The 20,605-nt window shown below is 67.6% G+C and carries 20 protein-coding genes and 1 pseudogene; 9 read left to right on the forward strand and 12 right to left on the reverse strand.

Going from position 1 to position 20,605, the window contains the following annotated elements:
* Positions 1 to 615: 615 nt before the first annotated feature.
* Positions 616 to 852, reverse strand: a complete 237-nt coding sequence (locus ACIF9R_RS12280; RefSeq protein WP_399977969.1) for a hypothetical protein — start codon at positions 850 to 852, stop codon at positions 616 to 618.
* A 168-nt stretch (positions 853 to 1,020) separates the two neighbouring features.
* Here ACIF9R_RS12280 and ACIF9R_RS12285 point away from each other — a divergent pair, with 168 nt between their 5' ends.
* Positions 1,021 to 1,791, forward strand: coding sequence for a transposase family protein (locus ACIF9R_RS12285; RefSeq protein ID WP_399977972.1), 771 nt, complete (start codon positions 1,021 to 1,023; stop codon positions 1,789 to 1,791).
* A gap of 290 nt (positions 1,792 to 2,081) precedes the next feature.
* Here ACIF9R_RS12285 and ACIF9R_RS12290 read toward each other — a convergent pair whose 3' ends face one another.
* Both ACIF9R_RS12290 and ACIF9R_RS12295 read right to left on the reverse strand, forming a co-directional pair.
* Complete coding sequence (locus ACIF9R_RS12290) at positions 2,082 to 2,885, reverse strand: lysostaphin resistance A-like protein (RefSeq protein WP_399977974.1); 804 nt, start codon at positions 2,883 to 2,885, stop codon at positions 2,082 to 2,084.
* 20 nt (positions 2,886 to 2,905) lie between these two features.
* On the reverse strand, positions 2,906 to 4,759 hold the full coding sequence (locus ACIF9R_RS12295) for a DHH family phosphoesterase (protein ID WP_399977977.1): 1,854 nt from the start codon (positions 4,757 to 4,759) through the stop codon (positions 2,906 to 2,908).
* A 208-nt stretch (positions 4,760 to 4,967) separates the two neighbouring features.
* On the opposite strand from ACIF9R_RS12295, the gene ACIF9R_RS12300 reads away from it, so the two are divergent.
* The gene (locus ACIF9R_RS12300; RefSeq protein ID WP_399977978.1) at positions 4,968 to 5,303 is read left to right on the forward strand and encodes an Lsr2 family protein; all 336 of its coding nucleotides are present in this window, start codon (positions 4,968 to 4,970) and stop codon (positions 5,301 to 5,303) included.
* A gap of 88 nt (positions 5,304 to 5,391) precedes the next feature.
* On the opposite strand, the gene ACIF9R_RS12305 is transcribed toward ACIF9R_RS12300, so the two are convergent.
* A complete protein-coding gene (locus tag ACIF9R_RS12305; RefSeq protein ID WP_399977980.1) occupies positions 5,392 to 5,898 on the reverse strand; it encodes an SLOG family protein in 507 nt (168 codons plus the stop codon).
* Between the two features lie 214 nt (positions 5,899 to 6,112).
* The gene (locus ACIF9R_RS12310; protein ID WP_399977982.1) at positions 6,113 to 6,283 is read right to left on the reverse strand and encodes a hypothetical protein; all 171 of its coding nucleotides are present in this window, start codon (positions 6,281 to 6,283) and stop codon (positions 6,113 to 6,115) included.
* Positions 6,284 to 8,407: 2,124 nt separating this feature from the next.
* Here ACIF9R_RS12310 and ACIF9R_RS12315 point away from each other — a divergent pair.
* From ACIF9R_RS12315 to ACIF9R_RS12345, 7 genes are read left to right on the forward strand one after another with little or no spacing between them, the layout of a single operon-like run.
* Complete coding sequence (locus ACIF9R_RS12315) at positions 8,408 to 8,884, forward strand: hypothetical protein (protein WP_399977985.1); 477 nt, start codon at positions 8,408 to 8,410, stop codon at positions 8,882 to 8,884.
* A gap of 58 nt (positions 8,885 to 8,942) precedes the next feature.
* Positions 8,943 to 10,241, forward strand: coding sequence for a hypothetical protein (locus ACIF9R_RS12320; protein ID WP_399977988.1), 1,299 nt, complete (start codon positions 8,943 to 8,945; stop codon positions 10,239 to 10,241).
* Positions 10,241 to 10,462, forward strand: a complete 222-nt coding sequence (locus ACIF9R_RS12325) for a hypothetical protein (RefSeq protein WP_399977989.1) — start codon at positions 10,241 to 10,243, stop codon at positions 10,460 to 10,462. The genes ACIF9R_RS12320 and ACIF9R_RS12325 overlap by 1 nt, the downstream gene beginning before the upstream one ends.
* The gene (locus ACIF9R_RS12330) at positions 10,459 to 11,217 is read left to right on the forward strand and encodes an N-6 DNA methylase (RefSeq protein WP_399977992.1); all 759 of its coding nucleotides are present in this window, start codon (positions 10,459 to 10,461) and stop codon (positions 11,215 to 11,217) included. Before ACIF9R_RS12325 ends, ACIF9R_RS12330 begins: the two co-directional genes overlap by 4 nt.
* A complete protein-coding gene (locus tag ACIF9R_RS12335; RefSeq protein ID WP_399977994.1) occupies positions 11,214 to 15,326 on the forward strand; it encodes a hypothetical protein in 4,113 nt (1,370 codons plus the stop codon). Before ACIF9R_RS12330 ends, ACIF9R_RS12335 begins: the two co-directional genes overlap by 4 nt.
* A gap of 2 nt (positions 15,327 to 15,328) precedes the next feature.
* Positions 15,329 to 15,742, forward strand: a complete 414-nt coding sequence (locus tag ACIF9R_RS12340; protein ID WP_399977997.1) for a hypothetical protein — start codon at positions 15,329 to 15,331, stop codon at positions 15,740 to 15,742.
* A 48-nt stretch (positions 15,743 to 15,790) separates the two neighbouring features.
* Positions 15,791 to 16,030, forward strand: a complete 240-nt coding sequence (locus tag ACIF9R_RS12345; RefSeq protein WP_399977999.1) for a hypothetical protein — start codon at positions 15,791 to 15,793, stop codon at positions 16,028 to 16,030.
* Between the two features lie 93 nt (positions 16,031 to 16,123).
* Here ACIF9R_RS12345 and ACIF9R_RS12350 read toward each other — a convergent pair whose 3' ends face one another.
* The 7 genes and pseudogenes from ACIF9R_RS12350 to ACIF9R_RS12380 all read right to left on the reverse strand — a co-directional run bounded on the left by ACIF9R_RS12350 (position 16,124) and on the right by ACIF9R_RS12380 (position 20,588).
* Positions 16,124 to 16,354 (reverse strand): hypothetical protein, encoded by a 231-nt coding sequence (locus ACIF9R_RS12350; RefSeq protein ID WP_399978001.1) that lies wholly within the window; start codon positions 16,352 to 16,354, stop codon positions 16,124 to 16,126.
* The gene (locus ACIF9R_RS12355; RefSeq protein WP_399978004.1) at positions 16,351 to 16,929 is read right to left on the reverse strand and encodes a hypothetical protein; all 579 of its coding nucleotides are present in this window, start codon (positions 16,927 to 16,929) and stop codon (positions 16,351 to 16,353) included. The genes ACIF9R_RS12350 and ACIF9R_RS12355 overlap by 4 nt, the downstream gene beginning before the upstream one ends.
* A gap of 163 nt (positions 16,930 to 17,092) precedes the next feature.
* Positions 17,093 to 17,872 (reverse strand): endonuclease domain-containing protein, encoded by a 780-nt coding sequence (locus tag ACIF9R_RS12360; RefSeq protein ID WP_399978007.1) that lies wholly within the window; start codon positions 17,870 to 17,872, stop codon positions 17,093 to 17,095.
* Between the two features lie 317 nt (positions 17,873 to 18,189).
* Positions 18,190 to 18,621: an NADAR family protein gene (locus ACIF9R_RS12365; protein ID WP_399978010.1), complete on the reverse strand. Its 432-nt coding sequence runs from the start codon at positions 18,619 to 18,621 to the stop codon at positions 18,190 to 18,192.
* Positions 18,622 to 18,721: 100 nt separating this feature from the next.
* Positions 18,722 to 18,979: pseudogene (locus tag ACIF9R_RS12370) on the reverse strand (transposase); the annotation flags it as partial.
* A 411-nt stretch (positions 18,980 to 19,390) separates the two neighbouring features.
* Complete coding sequence (locus ACIF9R_RS12375; RefSeq protein WP_399978013.1) at positions 19,391 to 20,248, reverse strand: hypothetical protein; 858 nt, start codon at positions 20,246 to 20,248, stop codon at positions 19,391 to 19,393.
* Positions 20,235 to 20,588 carry a hypothetical protein gene (locus tag ACIF9R_RS12380; RefSeq protein ID WP_399978015.1) on the reverse strand — a complete coding sequence of 118 codons (354 nt, stop codon included), beginning with the start codon at positions 20,586 to 20,588 and terminating at the stop codon, positions 20,235 to 20,237. Before ACIF9R_RS12380 ends, ACIF9R_RS12375 begins: the two co-directional genes overlap by 14 nt.
* Positions 20,589 to 20,605: the final 17 nt, after the last annotated feature.

Here is a 20,605-nt window from a genome sequence, read left to right on the forward strand (position 1 = left end):
GACCCAGATCGTTTGAGACGGGACAAGTGGCACCGGACACTGGCGACCAAGTCGAGGCAGACTTCCACGCTGTCCCGTCTCAACGAACCGAGTCGAACGTCGATCCGTCTCATCGAAACCAGTCGTCGCAGGTCGCCTGGTCGGGGCGACGATGACGTCCCAAGGAGCGGAGTCGCAACGAAGTTAGTCCGCCCTGGTCAGCGGCTTGGAGGCGACTGGGTTCGTTGAGAACGGACACACGCCGAGCCGCCGTGCGGCTCCCAGGCGGTGCGGCCGAGCCTCAGCGGGACTGGAAGCCGCATGGAACATCCTCGGCGCCCTGAGGCTCACAGAAGGCTCCTGACGCATCCTCCGGGCGCGAGTCAGAACTCTGTCCGAGTCGTTCACTCATAAGGCTCCACTCGGCAAGAGAGGACATTGGACTAACATTCGCTACTCATTGCGAGTGGCCCACGACAGCTGCTATCGTTGACGCCAGGTGATCGATGTTGCACTGGAACGCGAGAACAGAGAGGCCGGATAGCATCCCCGTGGGAAGGGAGCTCTCCGGCCTCTCTGCATGTGCTGATGAGTGCGAGGCGTGAATGGCGCGAATCACTCAGGGGTGACTGTGCTTCAGCCTCGCTGGTGTCCCGCATTGGGGGACTCGGGACTGCGGCTACGGGATCGCTCGTCTGCTTCGACGACGTAGAGGATCTCGTAGGAAATCGTGGTGTTGAGGTTGAGCCGGTTCTTGCTCTGGTTTCTCTTCATCGTGATTTCGCGGAAGCCGCGAACGGCCTCAGCGCGATCGAAGAACCGGCGCAGCCTCGCGTTCACTCGCTCACGGGCCTGTTCGGCCGTGACGCCCATGTCGGAGACGACGAAGACGTGCGTGTGACCGCGATCGAAGGTGGGCTTCTCACCAGTGAGCCTTTGCCAACTTGCTGGGTGAGCAGGTCGGTTGGTTCGACAGATGAGTGAAGCCCCTGGTAGACGGGTTCACGACCAAGATCACCCGGTACCCACCAGAGGCTTCACGTGCTTGTCTACCCGTGCGGGCTGGACGTGTCCAGTCGGTCCCTGTCCTTCCTCGCCGCTCGCCTGCGAGAACACCGTCGTCGGATCAAATGCCGCTGGCGCCGGCTCCCGGCCGGCCGTCAAGCCCTGCTGGTGTTGGCGCATCTGCGGAACGGAACCACATACGCCCAGCTCGCAGCTGGTTTCGGGGTGGGGACGAGCACGGTATACCGCTACATCAGCGAGGCCGTCGACCTCCTGGCCGCACTCGCACCGACCCTCGATGAGGCCGTCCGGGCTGCTTCGACGAAGGCGTACGTCCTGCTCGACGGGACGCTCCTGCCCATCGACCGGATCGCCGCCGACCGGCCCTTCTACTCCGGGAAGCATAAGAAGCACGGCATGAACGTGCAGGTCATCGCCGATCCGTTCGGCCGACTGCTGTGGGCCTCGCCCGCGCTGCCAGGGGCCGTTCACGATATTCGAGCGGCCCGCGAACACGGCATCATCGACGCCCTCGACCAGGCCCACATCCCTTGCTGGGCGGACAAGGGCTACCAGGGTGCCCGCGGCACGGTCCGGGTTCCGTTCCGCGGCCGATGGGAAACGCTGTCCGCAGGTCAGCAGGCGGTGAACCGATCCCAGGCCAAGATCCGGGCCCTCGTCGAACAAGCCATGGCCATCCTCAAGAACTGGCGACTCCTCCGCAAACTCCGCTGCTCGACCACCCGGATCACGTCCCTCGTTCAGGCCGTCCTTACCCTGCATCACGCCAGCTCAACCGCAGGTTGAAAAGGCCTCAGTGTCGAGGTCCAGGCGGATCTTCGCACGGCTGATGTCGAGCGTGTCGGGACGGACGAGCTGTCCTCGTGAGTCATACGTGCAGGTGCCGACGATAGCCATGATGAGATCCTCTCCTCTCCTGATGAGTATGACTGAACAATTACTTTCAGTCACACCCCGGTGACCGGAACACCCCGGTCACCACGAGCATGCCCTCCGCACGAGGGACCGGCGGCTGAAAGGCCGCCGGTCCCGCAGGGAGGGCACCATCGCTTTTCAGAAGAGGCTGAGTACCTCGATCACTGCATCGCGGACTCGCCTCCCGCGCCCTGGACTGCGCTTGGCGCAGTCCCGTCGGCGACCCGCCGGTAGAGCCCCAAGGCACAACCAGCAAAGGCCAGGCACAGGAACACCGCGGAGACGGCGTTCGCCGGAGCGCCGAGCGCCTGCGCCGGGGCGAGAGCCGCGGCGAGGTTGAAGCCCAGATGCAGGAGCACGCACGGCCACAGCGCGCGCGTGTGCTCGTAGACCAGGGCCAGGAGCACCGCCAACGGCAGGGTCGAGGCGAACTGCACGGCATTACCGTGCACCAGGCCGAACACCACGGCGGTGACCAGCGTTGAGACGAGGATGCTCACCCGCTTGCGCAGCAACGGGTAGATCAGCCCTCGGAACAGGAACTCCTCCCCCGCGGGAGCCGCGACCAGGGTGAGCAGCAGGGTCGTCAGGGCTCCAGCCGCGTGCCGGGTCTGGTTCGAGGCGTCGAAGCCGGCGGACCCGACCGTGACATAGATCCACAAGGCCAGCGACTGCCCGGCGAGGAAGGCCAGGACCGCGCAGCAGAGGACGATCCACCCGAAGCGTGGGATCTCCGACCCCGGCTGCGGGGCCGGCGCATGCGCGAGCCACCGGGGCCGCTGGATCCTCATCGAACCGACCAGGACGACGACAAGCATGCCCAGGACGGCGGTCGCGACGATCGGCTCTCCGATGAGGAGGACTGCGAAGGCGCCGAGGCCGAGGTAGACCGCGACGGCGGCGAACGGCACGAGGACGCACCACCCGATGCTGAGCAGACGCGAGGTGATCGGTGAAGTCGTCAAGGTCTCCTCCTCTACGGGGCTCAAGCAGCCGTGGTGATCTGTTCGTTGATGATGGCCTGGACGCGGGTGTCGCCGCGGAAGGTGTTCAGCTGCAGCGTCGCCGTGAAGCGCAGCGTGCCGAGTTCGGTGCGGCTGGCGCGCTGCACGAAGCCCCGGAGCATGTCGAACTTCTCCTCGGCGACGTTCCACCACAGGCAGGACAGGCCGGACCGGGTGACCAGGCGCAGGTGCTGCGATTCGGATCCGATCCGGTCCACGCGCAGGCCCAGGGGCTCGATCGCGATCTCGACGACCGGAGCGGTGAAGCCGTGCCCGAAGGGCTTGAGTCCCTCGGTACGGCGCACCAGCTCGAACAACGGCTGCAGGTCCTCGAGGCTGGCGTCGCAGTCGGCGTCCGGGCCTAGCACGAGATCACTGTTCGGTCCGTCGGTGCTGACGGCGAGCAGGGCGACCTGGGTGGCCTCCTGCAGCACGGCGACGAGGTCGCCGAGCTTCTCGGCCTTCGCGACGCGGACGCCGCAGGCCTGCTGGTGCCCGATGGCACTGAGACCGTCGTGCGGCTCCAGGCTGGTGATGATGTCGAACCAGCCCGGCGCGCGACCGGAACCGCTGACGAAATCGTCGGGACTGGTGGGGCGGTTGAGAACGACGACCGGGTGACCGTTGAGCTCCAGCATCCGGCTGGCCAGCAGCCCGTGCATGCCGGGGTAGGTGTCCGAGAAGTACACCCACGGGGCCAAGGGCTGGTCCCCGGTGGTGAGTTCTTCCATGTGTTCGATGACCAGCTGCTTGCGCAGCTCGTTGCTCTCGATCACCTGGTGGGCGGCCTTGAGCTTGACGTCAGCACCGGCGGCCGTGAACACCGCGAAGCACGGCTCAAGCGAGGCCCCCGTGCGCCGGGGGCTGTTCATCGCCGGGGCGAGGTAGAAGCCGAAGAAGCCCTCGTCGAGGTCGTCGACGTCGCGGATCTTGCTGATCTGCGCGAAGGCCTTGAGCACGATTGCGAAGCCCTCGAAGGCCCGGAGGAAGACCGGGTGGTGCGGCTCGGTGCGCAACAGCTGCATCAGGATCGACTGCTCGATGTCGATGGCATCGGGGTCAGCGTCGAACCCACCCCAAGGATTGGGGATCGTCTTCGGCGCGGCGACGCGCAGCAGGCGGGCAATCGAGATCGCATCGCGCACCAGCTGGCGGTTCTCGTACAGAACGGGCATGACGTCGGAGACGGTGCCGAGGCCGGCGAACAGGCGCAGCAGGTGGATCTCCCAGAGCTTCTCGGGCCGGTGCACGCGGGTGTAGGCCTCGATCACCTGGTAGAGCACGTGGGCACCGCAGATCCCGGTGTGGGCGTAGGTCTCGTCGATCCGGCACGGGTCGACGGTGATGTCCGCGGTAGAGCCCGGCGCGAGCTCCTCGTGGTGATCGGTCACCAGCGTCGTCCAGCCCAGGGCACGCGCGGCGGCGATACCGCGGTGGGAGTTCACTCCCCCGTCGCAGGTGAGCAGGACCCGCGTGTCGGGCCACTTCGCGTGGATCTCGGCGATGTCCTCGGGCGTGAGCTCGTGACCGCGGCGGTCGTCGGGCAGGTGCAGCTCGACGTCGAAGCCGAGCTCGGACAGGCCGGCGTAGCCGAGGACACCGGAGGAGATGCCATCCATGTCGAAGTCGGGGGCGATGGTGATCTTCTTGCCCGTGGTCCGGGCGTCATGAAGGGCCTCGACCATCTCGGCCAGGTCCAGGAGCTCGTCGTGCTCGGTGGACTCGATCTCCTTCAGGTACTGATCCGACCACCCCCTGCGCTGGCACAGCAGCTCGAAGAGGTCGGTGTCCTCGTCGGTGAGCGAATGGTCGTCGACGGTATGGAGCGTGGACATGGTGGAGGCCTCTCGATCGGGGGCGTTGGTCGGTGGAGAAGGGGGTATGCGGCACCCCTCACATCGCTGCGATTTTAGCAGTAGCATTCACCTCTTCTGCTTATTTCGCAGTGCTTCCAAGTCTCATTCGGGCTCTAAATAGCACACTTATCTCGAATGCCTGCGACAGACTTTCCAAGGTCCTTGCGTATCGGCTACTCTCGCCGGTATGGCCATTCGAAGCATTGTCGAGTCAGATCTCAGTGGTAAGCCGGATGCGGCTACAGCTACGTTCGGCTTGGGTGACACCTGGTACGAGGTCGACCTCACCGCTGAGGAGCAGAAGAAGCTTGAGGAAGCGCTGAAGCCGTACCTGAAGGTCAGCCGGAAAGCCGGGAAGCCGGCATCCAAGAAGCGAGTCGTGCCCGAGACGACTGCCGAGGAGCGCGACAAGATCCGTGAGTGGGCCAAGAAGGAGGGCTATGAGTTCGCGGAACGGGGACGTATCCCTAAGACGGTCATGAAGGCCTATGACGAGGCGCACGGCATCGATCGGAGCAAGTAGCGCTGAGTCTGGTGTTCGCCTCCCGGCCGACTCATCCCATCCGTCCTTGAAGGGCCCTGCAGTACACTGCGGGGCCCTTCGTGCGTCTTCAGAACGGCGGCAGCGACGGATGGAGCACGGTGGCCGTCTCGATCCCCGCGGCTCGCGCGCGAGCCCTGCAGTGGATCGTGCCGTGCGAGAAGTGCCCCGGCGTATGCGGCATGAGCTGCTCCTGATCTCGCTGCGGGCATCCGGGCTTCCGGCAGAGGTCGAGGAAGGCCGTGCACAGCACCTGAGCCCCGGCCTCGCGGAAGACCTGGGCGGCGTCGACCATCTCCTGGTTGCGCTGGAAGCCGGCCCGCTTCCCATGAGCCGACCAGGCGGCGGGGAAGGTGCGGATCTCGAAGCCGACGGCCCGCCACAGGCGCTCGGCCATGGTGTCGGCACCCTCGGGGCAATGCCCCGAGATGAGTACCGGCCGGGTGACGTTCTCCGCTCCCCAGTCGCGCCAGGCGTCGTTGAACGACGAGCGCATGCTCCGCTCGTCGTTCCAGCTGCGGGAACCGGTGACGAGGACGACATGCGAGAACGATTCTGGAATCATTTCAGCAATCATTCAAGTCTCCTCTCCTTGTGACTCGGCGGTCTCCACAGCTGGAGTCGAGAGCTGTGGCCACGATGTCTGGACAGGCGCGGCGGCCTGCATGTCGCTGGCTCATACCGGCCGGCTGGTACTGGGCTCGATGACGGCCAGGTCCTTCCCCCAGTGGAGCTCGACGCGGATCTGATCGTCATCACACATCGGCATGAGGTGGACGGTGTACATCCCGTCATCGCTGCGGGAGACGTGCATCGCCGTTGGTGAAGTCGACGTTGCCGGTGTCCCCGGCTTCGCCGGAGCGCATCACCTCGGCGACGGCTTCGCTGTTCGGTTGCCACAACTTCGGCTCGTAGCGGGCTCCGGTGTCGGCGGGCGAGATTTCGGGCTGGGACTGCGTCATGGTGGCGCCTCTTCGTGGACTCGGGTGCGGGTGGCGACCAACGAGTGCGGACCCCGGTGGGGTCCGTGTGATCTCGATGTTCGACCCAGCTCCCGTGCCAGCTCTGCTGGCTGACGACTCGGAAGATCTTGCTGGCGTGATCTGCTCCGGACGGTTCGCGTACCGAGCCGTCGCACGGGTCGTCACTTCTCGCCTGAGCCAGGCGCGCAGCGCCAGGCGATCCACCACTGCTGCCCCCTTTGCTGCTGTCCACATCTATGGACAACTGCAGCGGGGCAGTGGTGGGGCTTCCTTTCTCAAGCGCAGCGCTGGGCATAGCCGGAGGGAGCGCCAGCGACCGACGGACCGGCGAGCGAAGCGAGCGGTGGAACCCGTCGGCTATGCCGACTAACACGTCCTCGGAGCGCAGCGGAGAGGACGAGCGAAGCGAGGGTCCGCAGGACACGTGTTATCAGGTTCCCTTATGCCCTTTGCTTCCTTGTCGTCGTCCTCGCTGTTCCACGGCTGGAGCGTTAGCGGAAGCCTGGAACATCAGGGGAAACGGTCCGTACCCTCTTGACCCGTACCCCTCCCCCTTTTCCGCGTAGCGGGGGTACGGGTCTGGCTGTTTCGCCTGGTCATCGCACCTTTTGGGTGTACTGCTGTTTCGACGTCCGTGATACGGCCGTACCCCCATGCTGATCCGTCCTCGCGAGGCACGAGCGAGGCCGGGGGTACGGGTCTGCTCCTGACGGGGCGCAGCCCCGGTTCATCGTCCTGCTGCCGTCGGCGGCACAGCCTTCGCCGCGCAGCGGATCCGTCCTCTTGCGACACCGTCGCTTCGGCTGTGGACAACGCTCTGCTCCACCGCTCACTGTGGCGGCGCAGCCGGCCTCGTCCCGTCGCGTTGTGCTGGCTGCACCGACGTGGATTCGCCTCGCTCCGGTCGTTGCTCCGGTGCTGCCGCGGCAGCGTGCCAGCACTTTATGCACCGCGTCCGAGGCGGGCGTTCTGCACTGTGTCGACGACGCCCGTTCCGGCCCCGGGCTGTGCTCCGTCTCGCGCTTGCGCGGCGAGCCCGGGGTGATTCTTCGTGGACGCATCAGAAGAAGAGAGGCCCGACTGCTGCGACCAGCTGCCCATCGGGCACAGCGAGCAGCTCCAGCGTCATCGGGCCGTTGTCGTCTTCCTCCAGGGGCTGCTTCCGCAGCAGAGGCCTCTGCTCTTCTACCCCACGGGCCTTTGCTGCGGAAGCAAGTCGTTCCTCGCACGCTCGCTGTGTGCGGGGGCCTGCTCCCCCTTTGCTCCTTCTCCCTCCCTCTCCTCTCCGCGACCATGACGGCCCGATGACGCCCCTGTACCGACCGTCGCAGCAGCGCTGTGCCAGCACTGTGCTGACGGCTCGCCGGCGGCTGTGCTGACTCGCTCCGCCGGCGCTTCGCGGCTGTCTCAACGTGCCCGCCAGCGGGCTTCGGCAAGGGGCACAGACAGGCTTCTCGGCTCCGTGAAACAGCGGTGAAACACCGTCCCTCTCGTGTCTCAGAGGTGACCCATATGGACATGTACGAGACGCGACTGGGACCCACATAGGACGCCGACCGATGCCGGTATACCTCTTGGATTTCTGCGCACGTCCTCACGGTGTCTCGCGCGCGCCCCGACAGTGCCGCACTGGCGTCGCACACAGAGCCTTCGGAGGACTCACCTGTGCAGGGATGCCGGGTGGCGTCTCGCAGGAGACACGACCGGGACGCCAATGGGGCCTCATCCGTACTCCAATGCAGCTCCTCGGGATCAGTGCTGTGACCGCGGGTGTCTCGCAGGTGTCCCGCGTGAGCACTTGCCGCGTCGCAGGTGGGGCGCAAAGGCGCACGGTGCCGGCGGCCTGCGTGCGGTCGTCCCTGGTGGAGGCACGGGGGTGTCTCACAAGTGTCCCTGCCGGTACTCGACAGAGACTCGGACAGCGCCTCTCTTGCGTATCGAATGGGACTTGCATAGGACTCAATAGGGGCACTAGAGTGGGCTCGCGTTGATTCGCATTCGAGAGGAAACGCGAAGGGCGGTGAGTCCATATGGCAGAGCGAGAGACATCCGGCGAACGACCGGATGAAGCGCAGGTGAGAGTGGCGGGGCGAGGTGAGTGCAATGGCGAATCAGCCGGGTGAACCTCGCAAGGTCCGCTGGACCGTGCCCGCTGCCGACACCTCGGTGATCGAGTGGCTCGATCAGCAGGAGAACATCTCGCAGTCGCTGCGACTGCTCATTCGGGAGTCCATTCAGCGCGACGGGTACATCGACGTCTTCTACAAGCCCGTCGATCAGCTGCCGCGTCGCGGCCGGCCGCCACTGGAGAGCATCGAGCAGCGCGAGGACGACGAGGCGGTCACCGAGCGCCGTCCGGCCGCCAGGCCGGTTCAGCCACAGCCCGCAGTCGCCGACGAGGCCGAGGTCGCCCCGGACACCGTCGTCGAGAAGACAGCACCAGCGCCGGTAGCCCAGCCCGAGCCAGTTCCCGCACCGGTTGAGACGGCCGAGGAGCCCGCGGCAAACGCCCCCAGCCCAGCGTCGGAACCGCCGAAGCAGGCATCCATCGACGAAATCATGGCGAGCACTCGGCGCTGAGTAACGCGGTGAATTTCATTTTCCAGGCAGACAACACAGACACCGAGGAATCGAATTCATGAGCGCCAACAGCAACGACATCATCACTCTCACCGGCGGCATCGACGTCGGCAACGGCTACGTCAAGGGCGTCATCCAGAACACGAAGCAGGGGACTTTCGACGAGATCGATTTGCCCAGCGCGGTCGTCTCGACTTCCCGCACCTCGCCGAAGGTGCCGCTCCCCGACGCGGATGCGGCCTCCATGCTGGCCGGCGATTTCTACAACCAGATCGACTGCTCGCTCACCACTTCCCTGGTGGCGGCGTCGGACCGCCGGATCTTCGGCCGCGCAGCGCTGTCTGTGCGCGGCTCGAAGTTCACCGAGTTCGAGGTGCTGGGCAAGCACTCCAAGGCCGATCAGGAGCTGAGCAAGGTTCTGGTCCTGGGTGTCTTCGCCGCGAAGGCCCTGCGCGACTACGTCCGCGAGAACGGCGCGCTGCCCGATCACGAGCTGCGCGTGCAGGTGCGCGCCGGCCTGGCACTGCCGATCTCCGAGTTCGTCGCGCGCCGCCACGCCTACGCCGCCGAGTTCATCGGCCTGCTGGGCAGCTCCGACCCCGCGGTGCACCTGGTGACGATCAAGAACTTCAGCACCCCGGTCTCGGTACGCCTGCAGTTCGTCGACGTCCAGGTGATGGCCGAGGGGGCCTCCGCGCAGTTCGCCATCACCGACAAGGGCGAGCCGCTGGCCCAGGCTCTTCTCGATGATCTGCGCACTCGCGACGCCTCCCTCGTGGAGGGCGTCTCGGCCTCCGATCTGGTGGCGGTGCAGAACACCATCGGCGTCGATGTCGGCGAAGGCACCGTGAACTTCCCGGTCTTCACCGACGGCCGGTTCAACCCTGAGGCGGCTGCCACGCTCGACGAGGGCTACGGCACCGCGCTGATGAACGCCATGGAGCGCATGAGCGAGTCGGACGCCACGCTGCAGTTCTCCTCGCGCAAGCAACTGGCCGACTTCCTCCACGCAGAGCCGTCGGTGCTGGTGAAGAACCGTCACCAGCGCGCCGCCGGCTTCGTCGAGGACGAGGCTAGCTACCTGGTCGACGAGATCGTCTCCTCCTTCGGTGACGTCCTCTCCCAGGCCGGCGCGACGACCGAGGTCGTCTACGTCTACGGCGGCGGCTCGGGCCCGATCAAGCACCTGCTGCACCCGGCGCTGCTGAAGGCCGCGGGCGATGTGCCCGTGCTCTACCTCGACTCGAGCTACTCGCGGCACCTGAACCGCGAGGGCCTGTACATCGCGGCTCGCCACGTCGAGCAGCAGGCCCTCGCCGCGAAGCCCGCGGGCAAGCGCAGTAAGGAGGTGGTGTGATGAGCGAGGCACTGGATGCGACCTCGACGGCCGAGGTCGAAGAGATCAGCAGCCGCATCGAGTTGTCAGACGAGATCATGCTCGCGTTCATCCCCGATGGGGCGCTGGTTCTGCTTCGCGAGCAGGCCCGGCGGAAGCTGCTTGGGTCGGATGAGGATCTTCCGGGCTCCGCCGCGGTCCTCACGGTCGGCTCGAAGAGCAGCATCGAGCCGAGCGCATGAGCGGCTATCGCGAGATCGTGAAGCTGCTGGCGGCGAACACCGGCGCGAAGCGGATGAGCGAAGTCTTCGACAACTTCGTCGAGATGGCGGCGCTGGCTCTGCGCAACGCCGTGGACGTCTGCGGGAGCGAGTCCTGGGAAGCGCGCGAAGGGCAGTACCTCCAGATCGCCGGCCGCTACAGCAGAACAGAGCTGGACCGCTTCGCGCACGCCCTGGCGCTGGTGACCGCGGAGATGGAGCGCGAGCCCTGCGACGTACTCGGCCGCCTCTACATGGAGTTGGAGCTCGGCAACGAGCGGCTCGGCCAGTACTACACGCCCTACGACATCGCCCAGCTGATGGCCGAGATGCAGATCGACTCGGTGGTCGAGCAGGTGCAGAGGGGCGGCTTCGCCAATGTGTATGAACCCAGCTGCGGCGCGGGCGCGTTCATGGTTGCTCTGTCGCAGGCGATGCTCGAGCACGGCCTGAACCCACAGACGCAGCTGCATGTGACGGCAGAGGACATAGCGCCGCAGGCCATGCACATGATCTACGTCCAACTGACGCTGCTGCACATCCCCGCGGTGGTGCGCCGTCGCGACGTCCTCACGCTGGAGACCTTCGAGTCGTGGCCCGCTCTCGCTCATGTCTTGGGCGGTTGGGGCCGGAAGCTCAGGCTGGCCCGGGCGGTCAATGGATCACGGCGGCTGATCATCGTGTCACCTCAGGAGACCACCGAAAAGCCCGCTGCTGCTCTGGAGGTGCAGCGATGACGATCACGCAGGAACGAACCGATCTCTCTGACGCCGAGAGCGACGACGCTCCGGCCTGGCGCGGGTCGGCGGTCTCCGCGCCGGTCATCGTGCACGCCCACGGCACGGCTGACGGCCGGAAGCTCATTCGGCACTGTGCGCGCGAGGTGGCCGCCCTGCTTGCCGAGCAGGAGACGGCTGAGGCGGCGCGCGTCGTGGAGTGCGAGCGGATCGCGTCCCTGTCGGGGCGTGAGCTGGCCGAGGAGCAGCGGGAACAGGCGGCCGTGTCCCGCTACACCGACGGCGACACCGGGCAGCCGGAGGCGGCGGCCGGTGACGACGTCGCTGCCGCCCAGCTCTCGGCCGCGCTGGAAGAGGGCGAGTCGATCGCGGCCGTGTCGTTCCTGGACGGGCGGGAGCCCGCCTCCGGCTGGGTGCTGACGACGGCGACCGGGCACGCGTTCCGGATGCGGCCCGTCACCCACTGCCGTCCGGAAGAGGACCAGTGGGAGGCCGGACACGACGCTGACGGCTCGTACTGGTGGCCCGCCAACATCGAGAACAGCCCCCTTACCAACGTGCTCACCCGGATCCGTGAGGACTCCGCCACCCGTACCCGATTCGCCGCCCTGTGGGCGAAGTACGGGCAGTACACGGCGCAGGCCCCGGCGTTCGCGTGCGCGCCGGAGCGTGTGGAGCTTGAGCGCGGAGTGTTCCTGATCCGCCGCTTCGGCGCCGTGGGCCTGGTCGCCGAATGCCGTTGGGGGTTCGAGCACCTGACCGACGCCGACGGCAACCAGGGCTGCACGGATGAGGACTGGGCGCGCAAGGGGCCCGACAACCGACGGTACGTCGCCGAGTGGAAGGTGTGGAGTCTCGCCCTGGAAGGTGTGGCGAACTCCCGCCTCCGTGTGGTCTCCGTGTGTGCCGACGACGACACGGCGGCCGACGCCGACGCGTACTGTGCGATGTCCGCGCCCTACGTCGGCAAGTGCAGCGCGAAGCGCTCCGGTGCCCGCTACTGGGTGTCTGTGGTCACCGATCAGGACTGCGAACTCGGCCGGTTCGTCGCCTGCGCCCGCTGCCTGGCCGGCCGGATCCTCGACGATGCCCATGGGGGCGGCCGGTTCTCCGGGCGGGAAGTGGTCGGCCTCGCCCGCGACTTGGCCATGGGCGACCCCAAGACGTGCACCCTGCACTGGCAGCAGTGGGGCGATCGTGCGGCCGAACTGTGCGGGCAACTGCTCACTGAGGCTCTGGAGAACGGCGAGCGGGCGCCGTGGCCGTCCAAGGCGCTGGCCGATGCGCTCATCGTCCAGGGCGCGGCCGACGGCGACGACCGTGCGAAGCGGGAAGCCCGCGCGGCTGTGCGCGAGCGGGGCGGCGACAAGAAGGCGCAGGACGGGGCCGCCGCACTGGCCGCCGACATGCGCGCCGACCGGGCCGCCCTGGTCGCCTCGGTCCGGGCGAGCAGGGCCGCGTTCTGCGCCCGGCTCGATGCCGAGTCCGCCGCCAAGGACGCGGAGCGCTCCGCCGAGGCCGGCGACCGCCAGGCCGCCGAGGAATACGCGGGGCTCGCGTCCGACCACGCGGCGGCAGCCATCGAAGCCGCCACCGTGGCGGACGCCGCCGGGTACGGTCCGGCCGCAGCCGACGCCGCCGAAGAGGCGGAGCGGGCGAACGAGGACGCCCGTAAGGCTGTCGCTGCCCTCGCCGAACTCGCCGGCTCGGGGGTGGCGGAGAGCGACGCGGGCCCAGATGCGGGTGCCCCCGCCCGGCTGGCTCTGCCTGCTGGGGGGCAGGTGGCGGCGCCGTACGACGCGGCCCACACCATGGCCGCTCTCGGCTGGTGCGCTGCGTTCGTGGCGACGGTCCGCCTGGCCGCAGCCGGTGGCCTGAAGGCCGACGGTTCCGGGTTCCGCGCGGTGGATGCGGACGGCCGTACGGGGCGGCGGGTCAAGGGTGAGCGGGTGCGGCTGCTCGCCCGCTGCGGATACCTCGCGCGTCACTCCTCGGGCTTGGTCGTGGCGACGGAGGACGGACACAAGGCGCTCAGGCTTGCCGAGGCTGCCGGGCCGGGCGTGTTGCGCGATGAGGCCGACGTGATGGCGTCCGTTCGCAAGGCCCGCCGCGCCCGCCAGTGGGACAGCCACGCCGGGCAGGACGCGCACGCCTTGCCGGTGCTCCCCGGGGGCGGTGAGGAACGCCGCCGCCTGGCCATCGCCCGAAAGGGCGCGGAGCGGGCGGCCGTCGAGGCAGAGAAGACGCGCAAGCGCACCGAGGCGCTGATGCGGCGGGCGCGGATCCGGGACCGCCGGGAGGCCCGCCGTGAGGCGGCCCGGGAGGCCGAGCGTGCCGCGCCGCGCCGGTGCTGCCGGGGGGTGTGGCCGATGGAGTGGCGGTGCGGGGAGTGCCGGGAGCTGGCAGCGCGGGGGATCGAGGACTTCCCCGCTCTCCCGGCAGGCAGCACGAACACACAGCAGAACAGCAGCGACACAGAAAGGCTCGGGGGCATGGCGGGTAAGCGGCGGATCACGGTGAAGCGGATCACTGACGGCCTGTGGCACGCGATCACGCGCGGCGAGGTGTACACGGTGGTTCATGAGGATCGCGCGGTGTGGCCGTGGGTGATCGTCGCCCCGAACGGCGACCGGATCGGGAGCCCGTCCGTGATCGACGGCGAGTTCGTCGTTGAAGACGTCCGGGACATCGTCCGCAGGCACGCCGACGGTGAGCCGGTGGCCGCCCCGGTCGCTACCTCCACCCCCGAGCCGGCCGCGACCGACGACGGTAACGACTCCGAGCCGATGGCCGTTGGTGAGGCGTATACCGGTGAGGCGTTCGCCCGAGCCGCCGCGTTCGACCTGGCGGAGACCCGTTGGGGTGTCGAGTGCACCCGACACGCCCCCGTGACTGTGTGGGTGGACAAGTTCGGCGACGGAACCGAGTACGAGCGCGCGGCCATGCAGTTCGACAACCGGGCCGACGCCGAGCACGCCGCCCAGCTGCACGCCGACGACCACGCGCGCCGTGATGAGGGCGTGGTCACACCGGCCGAGATCGAGCAGGCCGCCGCCGCGAGCTTCTCCCGCGCCCAGTGGCGGGCGCTGGGCTGGATCCGTGAGGGCAAGGTCAGGGAGACGCGCGGGGGGTTCAAGGCGTACGACGCCAGCCCGGACCGTGACGACGTGTCGGCCCGTATCAAGCGGGACCGTGTCCCGGCGCTGTGGTCGGCCGGGTACGTGAAGGTGTTCGCCGAGGCGCCGGGCGTGCGCGCCTTCGGCCTCACGGAGGACGGGGAGCGGGCTTACCGCCTGTGGTCCCGGGTAATGAAGGCCGAGGCCGTCACCGAGCCGGAGACCGACACCGCCCACGATGACGTGAAGGGGCAGAAGTACCGGCTGCTGTCCGCTCGTCAGTACTGGCCGGGGGAAACCCCGGTGGACGAGGAGGCCGAGAAGGCCGAGAAGGCAGCGGCCGAGGAGAAGGCGGCCCGCCTCGATGAGGAGTCCAAGCGGCTCCCGGCGGAAGCGGTCACGCTGATCTCCCAGGCCGAGAAGTCCGGCCGGTGGACGTCACGCACCCTGGTCCATCCCGCGAGTGCAGCCGTGGTGCAAGTCCACGACGTGAACGAGGAACGCGGCCGGGTCGTGCGGATGCTGTGGAAGTGGACACCGGACGGCTGGGACTTCTCCACGGGCGGCACGCTCGACGGAAAGGGGGACCGAACCGAACTCAAGGCGATGTCCGAGGCCCGCGCGTGGGTACTCGACGCTGTGATGTTCGCGGGCGACGACGTCACCCCCGACGAGGACAACGACCAGGCCGACGGCGGCGAACCCCTCCATGTCTCCCGCGAGTTCATACCCACCGCCACCCCTGGCACTGATGCCGAGATCATCGAGATTGCCGCCGCTGGTCTGCTGTGGCAGCGCGACGGCGACAAGTTCGCGCACGCCGGACGCATGGTCAGCCCCGCGCGGGTGCTGCCGCTGATCGAGGCCGGGACGCTCTACCGCTCCGCTGATGGGCGCGTATACCCCGTCAAGGACAACCAGGTCGAAGAGGCCGAGCGCCCCGGCAGGGCCGCCCAGGTCGAGGACCATGCGGAGGAGAAGGTAGAGAACTGAGCATGGAAATCAGCAAGCTCACATCCGCGGCCGTTGAAGCCCTCCAGCACCGTGAATCCACCGGCAAGGCCGTCACCTCCGTCACGGTCGAACCGACCAGGGACGACTCGGGCTGGATCAGCTACGAGGACACCGCCCTCGTCACCCACCACAACGGCGAGACCCAGACCCTCAACATCCGCGACACCGCGCTCTCCGCCGCCCTGGAGCAGCACGCGAACGACGAAGCCGAACTCGGGTCCGTGCCGACCGTGGTCATCTCGGTCCCGCTCCCCGAGGTCACCCCGAACAACCGGGTCCGCTGTGAGGAACACCCCGGCGTGCACATCGAGACCGTCCTGTGCCGGTGGCCGCACAACGTCACCGCCGACGGGGACTGGCCGCAGGTGGGCCACCCCTACCGCGTCACCGGCTAACTACCGCCGACACGATCCAATTCACGACCCACGCCCAGGAGAAGAGACGTGACCACGGAACCCGCCCTTGACGAACTGGGCACGGATGAGCTGCACGCCTTGATGACCGAGGCCATCCGCGAACTGCCCGAAGCGAACCCGGTGCGCAGGCTCTGGGAGCGGCTGGACGAGATCCTTATCGCCGGCGGCATCGAGTGCTTGCCGGCTCCCTGGGACGGGTATAGCGAACCGGAACGCGAGGAGCGTGATCCCGCTACCAAGGACGGCTGTCTCCGCTCTGCTCGATGATCTCCAGAACCCCGCGGCCCCTGCGCGCGGGGACCTGGCGCTCCCCCGCCCGGAAAGCCGGTGCACACACGCACACAGTCCTGGGATCCTCGATCACACAGCGCCGAGAGACCGGGAGCCCATCGATTCGGGGCTGGGGCCCATCGTCCAGTCGACCATCCGCACCACGTACTCGCGCTGCCGGTCGTACGTCCCGTGCTCGTCGGTCGCCTCGTCGCACCACAGGATCTGTTCTCCGATCCGTGGCACTGCAGGCAGATCGACGTCCATCTGTTCCTTCAGCCCGGCTGCCAGGTTGTCCCCGAGTTCGAGCGTCACCTTCATGTCCACCCCACCTTGAGGTCGGGCGCCCAGAGCCCTGCGGCCTGCGCGATCTCTACGACGTTCATCGTCGGCTGGAGCGCCGACGGCTTCCAGCCCGTCGCTTCCTGAACGAATCCGCCCTTGCGGCTGCCCGTACCGTTCCATGCCTTGTCGACGACCGGCAGCCGCAGCCAGTTCAGCGGCTCCATGGTGTCGGAATGGATCGGACGCGTATACCAGGTAAGAAAGTCCTCCCGCTCCCCGCCGGCGAAGGGCAGTGCCCCCGGAAGGTCGCGCGGATCCCGGGTGTGTGGCGCCAGCTCCCAGATCCCTGAAAGGGCCGGGGTGGTCACTGTCCACACGATGGGGATCTCACCTGGCCGGAAGCGCTCGGGCCACCGCTTGTGGTAGCTGTTGCAGTCCTTTGCCCAGAGCCGCCACAGCTCCGCAGCGCTGATCTCCTCGGGCAGGTAGTCGTCGGACATGGCGCTGTTGGCCGGCTCCGGATACAGGACCAGTTCCTCAGTCTGCGAGTGGCCGGCGCGTCCCTTGAAGAACCATCGGGTGCCGGGCGGGTAGGACTGCACAGTCTGCATGCGGGCAGTCTCCCAATCCGTCGTCCCCGGCGTGGCCGAATCCAGAACTCTCAACCCACTCGGCGCGCCAGCGGTGTTCGAGAGGCTCGGCCTCTTCACCGCCGAGGCGGAAACGGAAGAAACTGGCGGAGCCGAGCCGATGGCCTTGTTCCGAGCCGGGCGGTCAGTGCGCGGGCCGCCACTCAGCCAGCGGATCGAATCCGAGCAGCTCGACCTTCCGCGCCCTCGTCGATTCCTTCGGCTCCCACGCCAAGTACTGCGGATACGGCAGCGCCAGGTACGCGGCAGGGGGGTTGCTCATGTAGTCGGCTTTCGGGCAGGCGTCCACGTGCGGGCACTCCTCCACGGTCCGGTTGCACAGCTTGCACAGGAGACCACGCACCATGCCCGTGGAGTAGTCGTGGTCCACCATGGCCCCAGGCAGGGCGCCGCATAGGTGGCAGTCCTCCCCGAGGGCCTCGACAAGGGCCGTGCGCAGCCGTCGGACCACAGCAGTCTTGGCCGGGGGCGGTGGCCAGAAGTGGAAGACCCCGTAAGTGCCGTACTGGCAGCGCTGTTCCGGCGGCACCGAAGACGGGGGCACGCCCTCAGCCACGGGTTGCACGAACCACACCTGCTCGACCGACCCGTACGTCCCGCCGGCTCGGTAGCCGTCGACCAGCACTCCGGCGATCTCCGTCCACGAGCAGGACTGCACGTGCTTCCAGCCCTGCTCGGCGCGGCCCTTCGCGCAGATCATCCGGCCATCGCTCATCAGGTGGTACCGGCCGTCACCGCCCAGCACCGCGACCCGCGGCGAGGAGGGCTTTGCCGTGCCGGACAGATGGCACGGCTTCCCGGCCCGCTCCCAGATCATGTCGTTGATTCCGTCCACGCCGAAATGGGCGAAGTCCCACAGCAGCTTCGCTCGCCGGTACGGGGGGAGGTCATCCAAAGTCGGCATGATCGCATCGTGCCGGACAGCACTGACAAGGAGAGGCCGACGGTCTTCGCCTTCGGTGTCATGGGTGTCTCGGTGCTGTCCTTGCTGCTCGGCGCACTGCTCATGGGGCAGATCGTTTTACCGCCGTTCATGGGACTCAGGCCGAAGGCACACGCAGGGCCGAGGAAAAAGAGACCCCACCGTCGGAGCAAGTGCTCCGGGCGGTGGGGTCTTCGCTGCACTGTCTGCAGCATCAGGGCGGGAAGTGAAAAAGGAAGCCCTCCCGCAGCGGAGCATGACGCTCTGCCGGGGAGGGCTTCCGGTGTGACAACTGACCGTCATCTGTGGTGTGCGCGAATGGCCATCAGCAACTCGCCGAGCATGTTCGTGCCTGGGATCTGCTCGTGCTTCGGACAGAAGCACGAGCCCCAGAACTGGTCATGCCAGTGATTCGTCTCGACGAGCATCAGGTCACCGGTGGCGACGAGCCGCTGGCTCAGGCAGGGGACAGCGAACTTGGCCATGAGCACACGCTGCATGGCCCAGACGCGCATTCCGGTGTTCCAGCCGGGGCGCAGCGTCACCCGGCGACCCCGCCCCTTGCTTTCGCCGGGAGTCGGAGCACTGAGCACGTGGTTCTGCTCAGCGGGATCGAGGGTCTTCAGCGCGTTGAATGCGTGTTCACCGGAGGCAGCTTCGCGTCCCAGCGGCGGGACGAAGAAGGGCGTCTCATCGAAATTCGAGAGGAATCCGAGGGTGTCGGTGAACATGGGCATCTGACTGTATTGGGCCACGGTGGTCACTCCTGACGTCTCATGGGCTCATACTTGCGAGTCGTCTCCCGGATCAGCTGTGCTGATTACAGACCGACAGCCGCTCGGCGATCCGCCGCCTGACCGGCAGCGGGTCCCACGGCGACTGGTTCACGAACTGCTGCAGGGCCTGCATGTTCCCGTCCGGCAGACGCTCGGCCATCGGCTGGATCGACTTGCGCCGGCCATCCAGCATCAGGCCCCGCACATAACACTCACCCCACCGCCGCTGATCCCGCCGCAGCACCGAGGCGAACACATCGGCAACGAACTCCGACAACTCACCCCGGAGCCGTTCCACCTCCCCCAGCCTCATACCGGAGAAGCTGCCCACCACCAGGCGAGATCACTCAACGTAACGAAGCACTACTAGTGAACCGATCACGGACAGGGGGACGTCGTGACGTGCACGAACGACACGAGCACGTACCAGTGGCCGTGCGGTGCGGGCGGCACGGACTCTGCTGCCCCGAACCTGTGGCTCGCCGGCCACGGGTGGGAGCTGTGTAGGTACGCCGCGCCGGCGGCACGTGGCAGGATGAAATGCCGGACCTGCTGATCCCACCGGGCGAGGTGGTGGACTACGACGGCGAGCAGATGCGGGGCGAGGCGGTCTCGCCTACACCGTGACGCTGGTCGCCGTACATGCTTCCGGCCCCCTCGACATCAATGTCGCGGGGGCTGGTGCGTTGGTAGCGGCTGCCGTCGGCCCCAAGTGCAGGGGCGCTCAAGCGGCGGTGAAGGCGATGTAGGTCCCGACGGTGAGGCCGGAGAAGGTGATGAGCTGGCGGGGCTTGAGGCAGGTAAACGCGGCGTGCATCCCGATCCCGACGACGACGGCATACGGCATCGTCTGCTCGATGAGCAGCGCGGGCGGAAGCGCGATCTCCGCCGCGATGACGCAGGCCGCGGCCGCTCGCCAGAGACGGACGTCCTGGTCGGTGAGGTTGCCCGCGTTGCGGCGGACGAAGCCGGGGACGGCGAACTGGCGCCGGTAGGGCAGCCGGTCCCTGACCTGGCTGTAGGTGTGCACCCACTGTGCGAGGTAGAGCCCGCTGCGGAACTGGGACGAGCGGAGCTTCTGCCAGGCGCTGTTCCAGTAGATGTCCGTGGTGATCAGCACGAGGAGGCACTGTGCCCAGGTGTTCGCCGTGCTCGCGCCGTGCTCGACGACGAGGCCGTGGCCGAGGTCTCCTGCGAGTAGCAAGGCGGTTCCGGTCAGCAGGGTATAGCGGACAGCGTTGGGGCTTCTGAGGTACAGCAGTTCCATCGCGGCGCCTGCCAGGACCACCAGCAGCGCGAGCCTGGGCACGAGACCGAGTGCCAGGACCAGGGCCGCGGCCGTACGGACGATCAGCACGGGCCGGTACGCGCTGGCGAGGAGTCGGGCCCGGCGGGGTCCGAAGCGCTGTTCGGTGAGGTGGAGGCTGAGTGAGCCGGTGGTGAGGCGGTCCCAGCCGCCCTGGCCGAGGGCGAGGGCGAACCGGGCGGTGAGCACGGTGCCGAAGATGATCCGGAACCACTGGACCCGGCCCGGTTCGGTGGGGTGGGTGAAGCCGGAGGCGAGCGCGTCAAAGAACCACACGGCTGGCCACCACCTTCACGGGCTGCTCGCCACGACTGGTGAGGACGCGGCCGGTGCCGTCGATCCGGTCGTACAGGCCGCTCGTGGTGAGGTGGTCGAGGATCGCCTGGAGCTGGGGCGGGCCGAGGATGAAGGAGCCGGGCGAGAGGTGGTCGTAGACGTTGACCTGCTCGGCGTGGCCGTCCTTGGTGCCGGTGAGCGTGACGATGGTGAAGGTGGCCCGGCAGAACATCTTCCACCGCAGCCAGCGGCCGGGCAGAGGGGTGAAGCCGGTGATCATCCACGCCACGAGGGCGAGGGTGATCACGATCTGGGCAGCGGACAGCACGGATTCGCGCATGGGTGAGGACCTCCGTG

The organism is Streptomyces sp. NPDC086080, assembly GCF_044540255.1.
Taxonomy (GTDB): domain Bacteria; phylum Actinomycetota; class Actinomycetes; order Streptomycetales; family Streptomycetaceae; genus Streptomyces.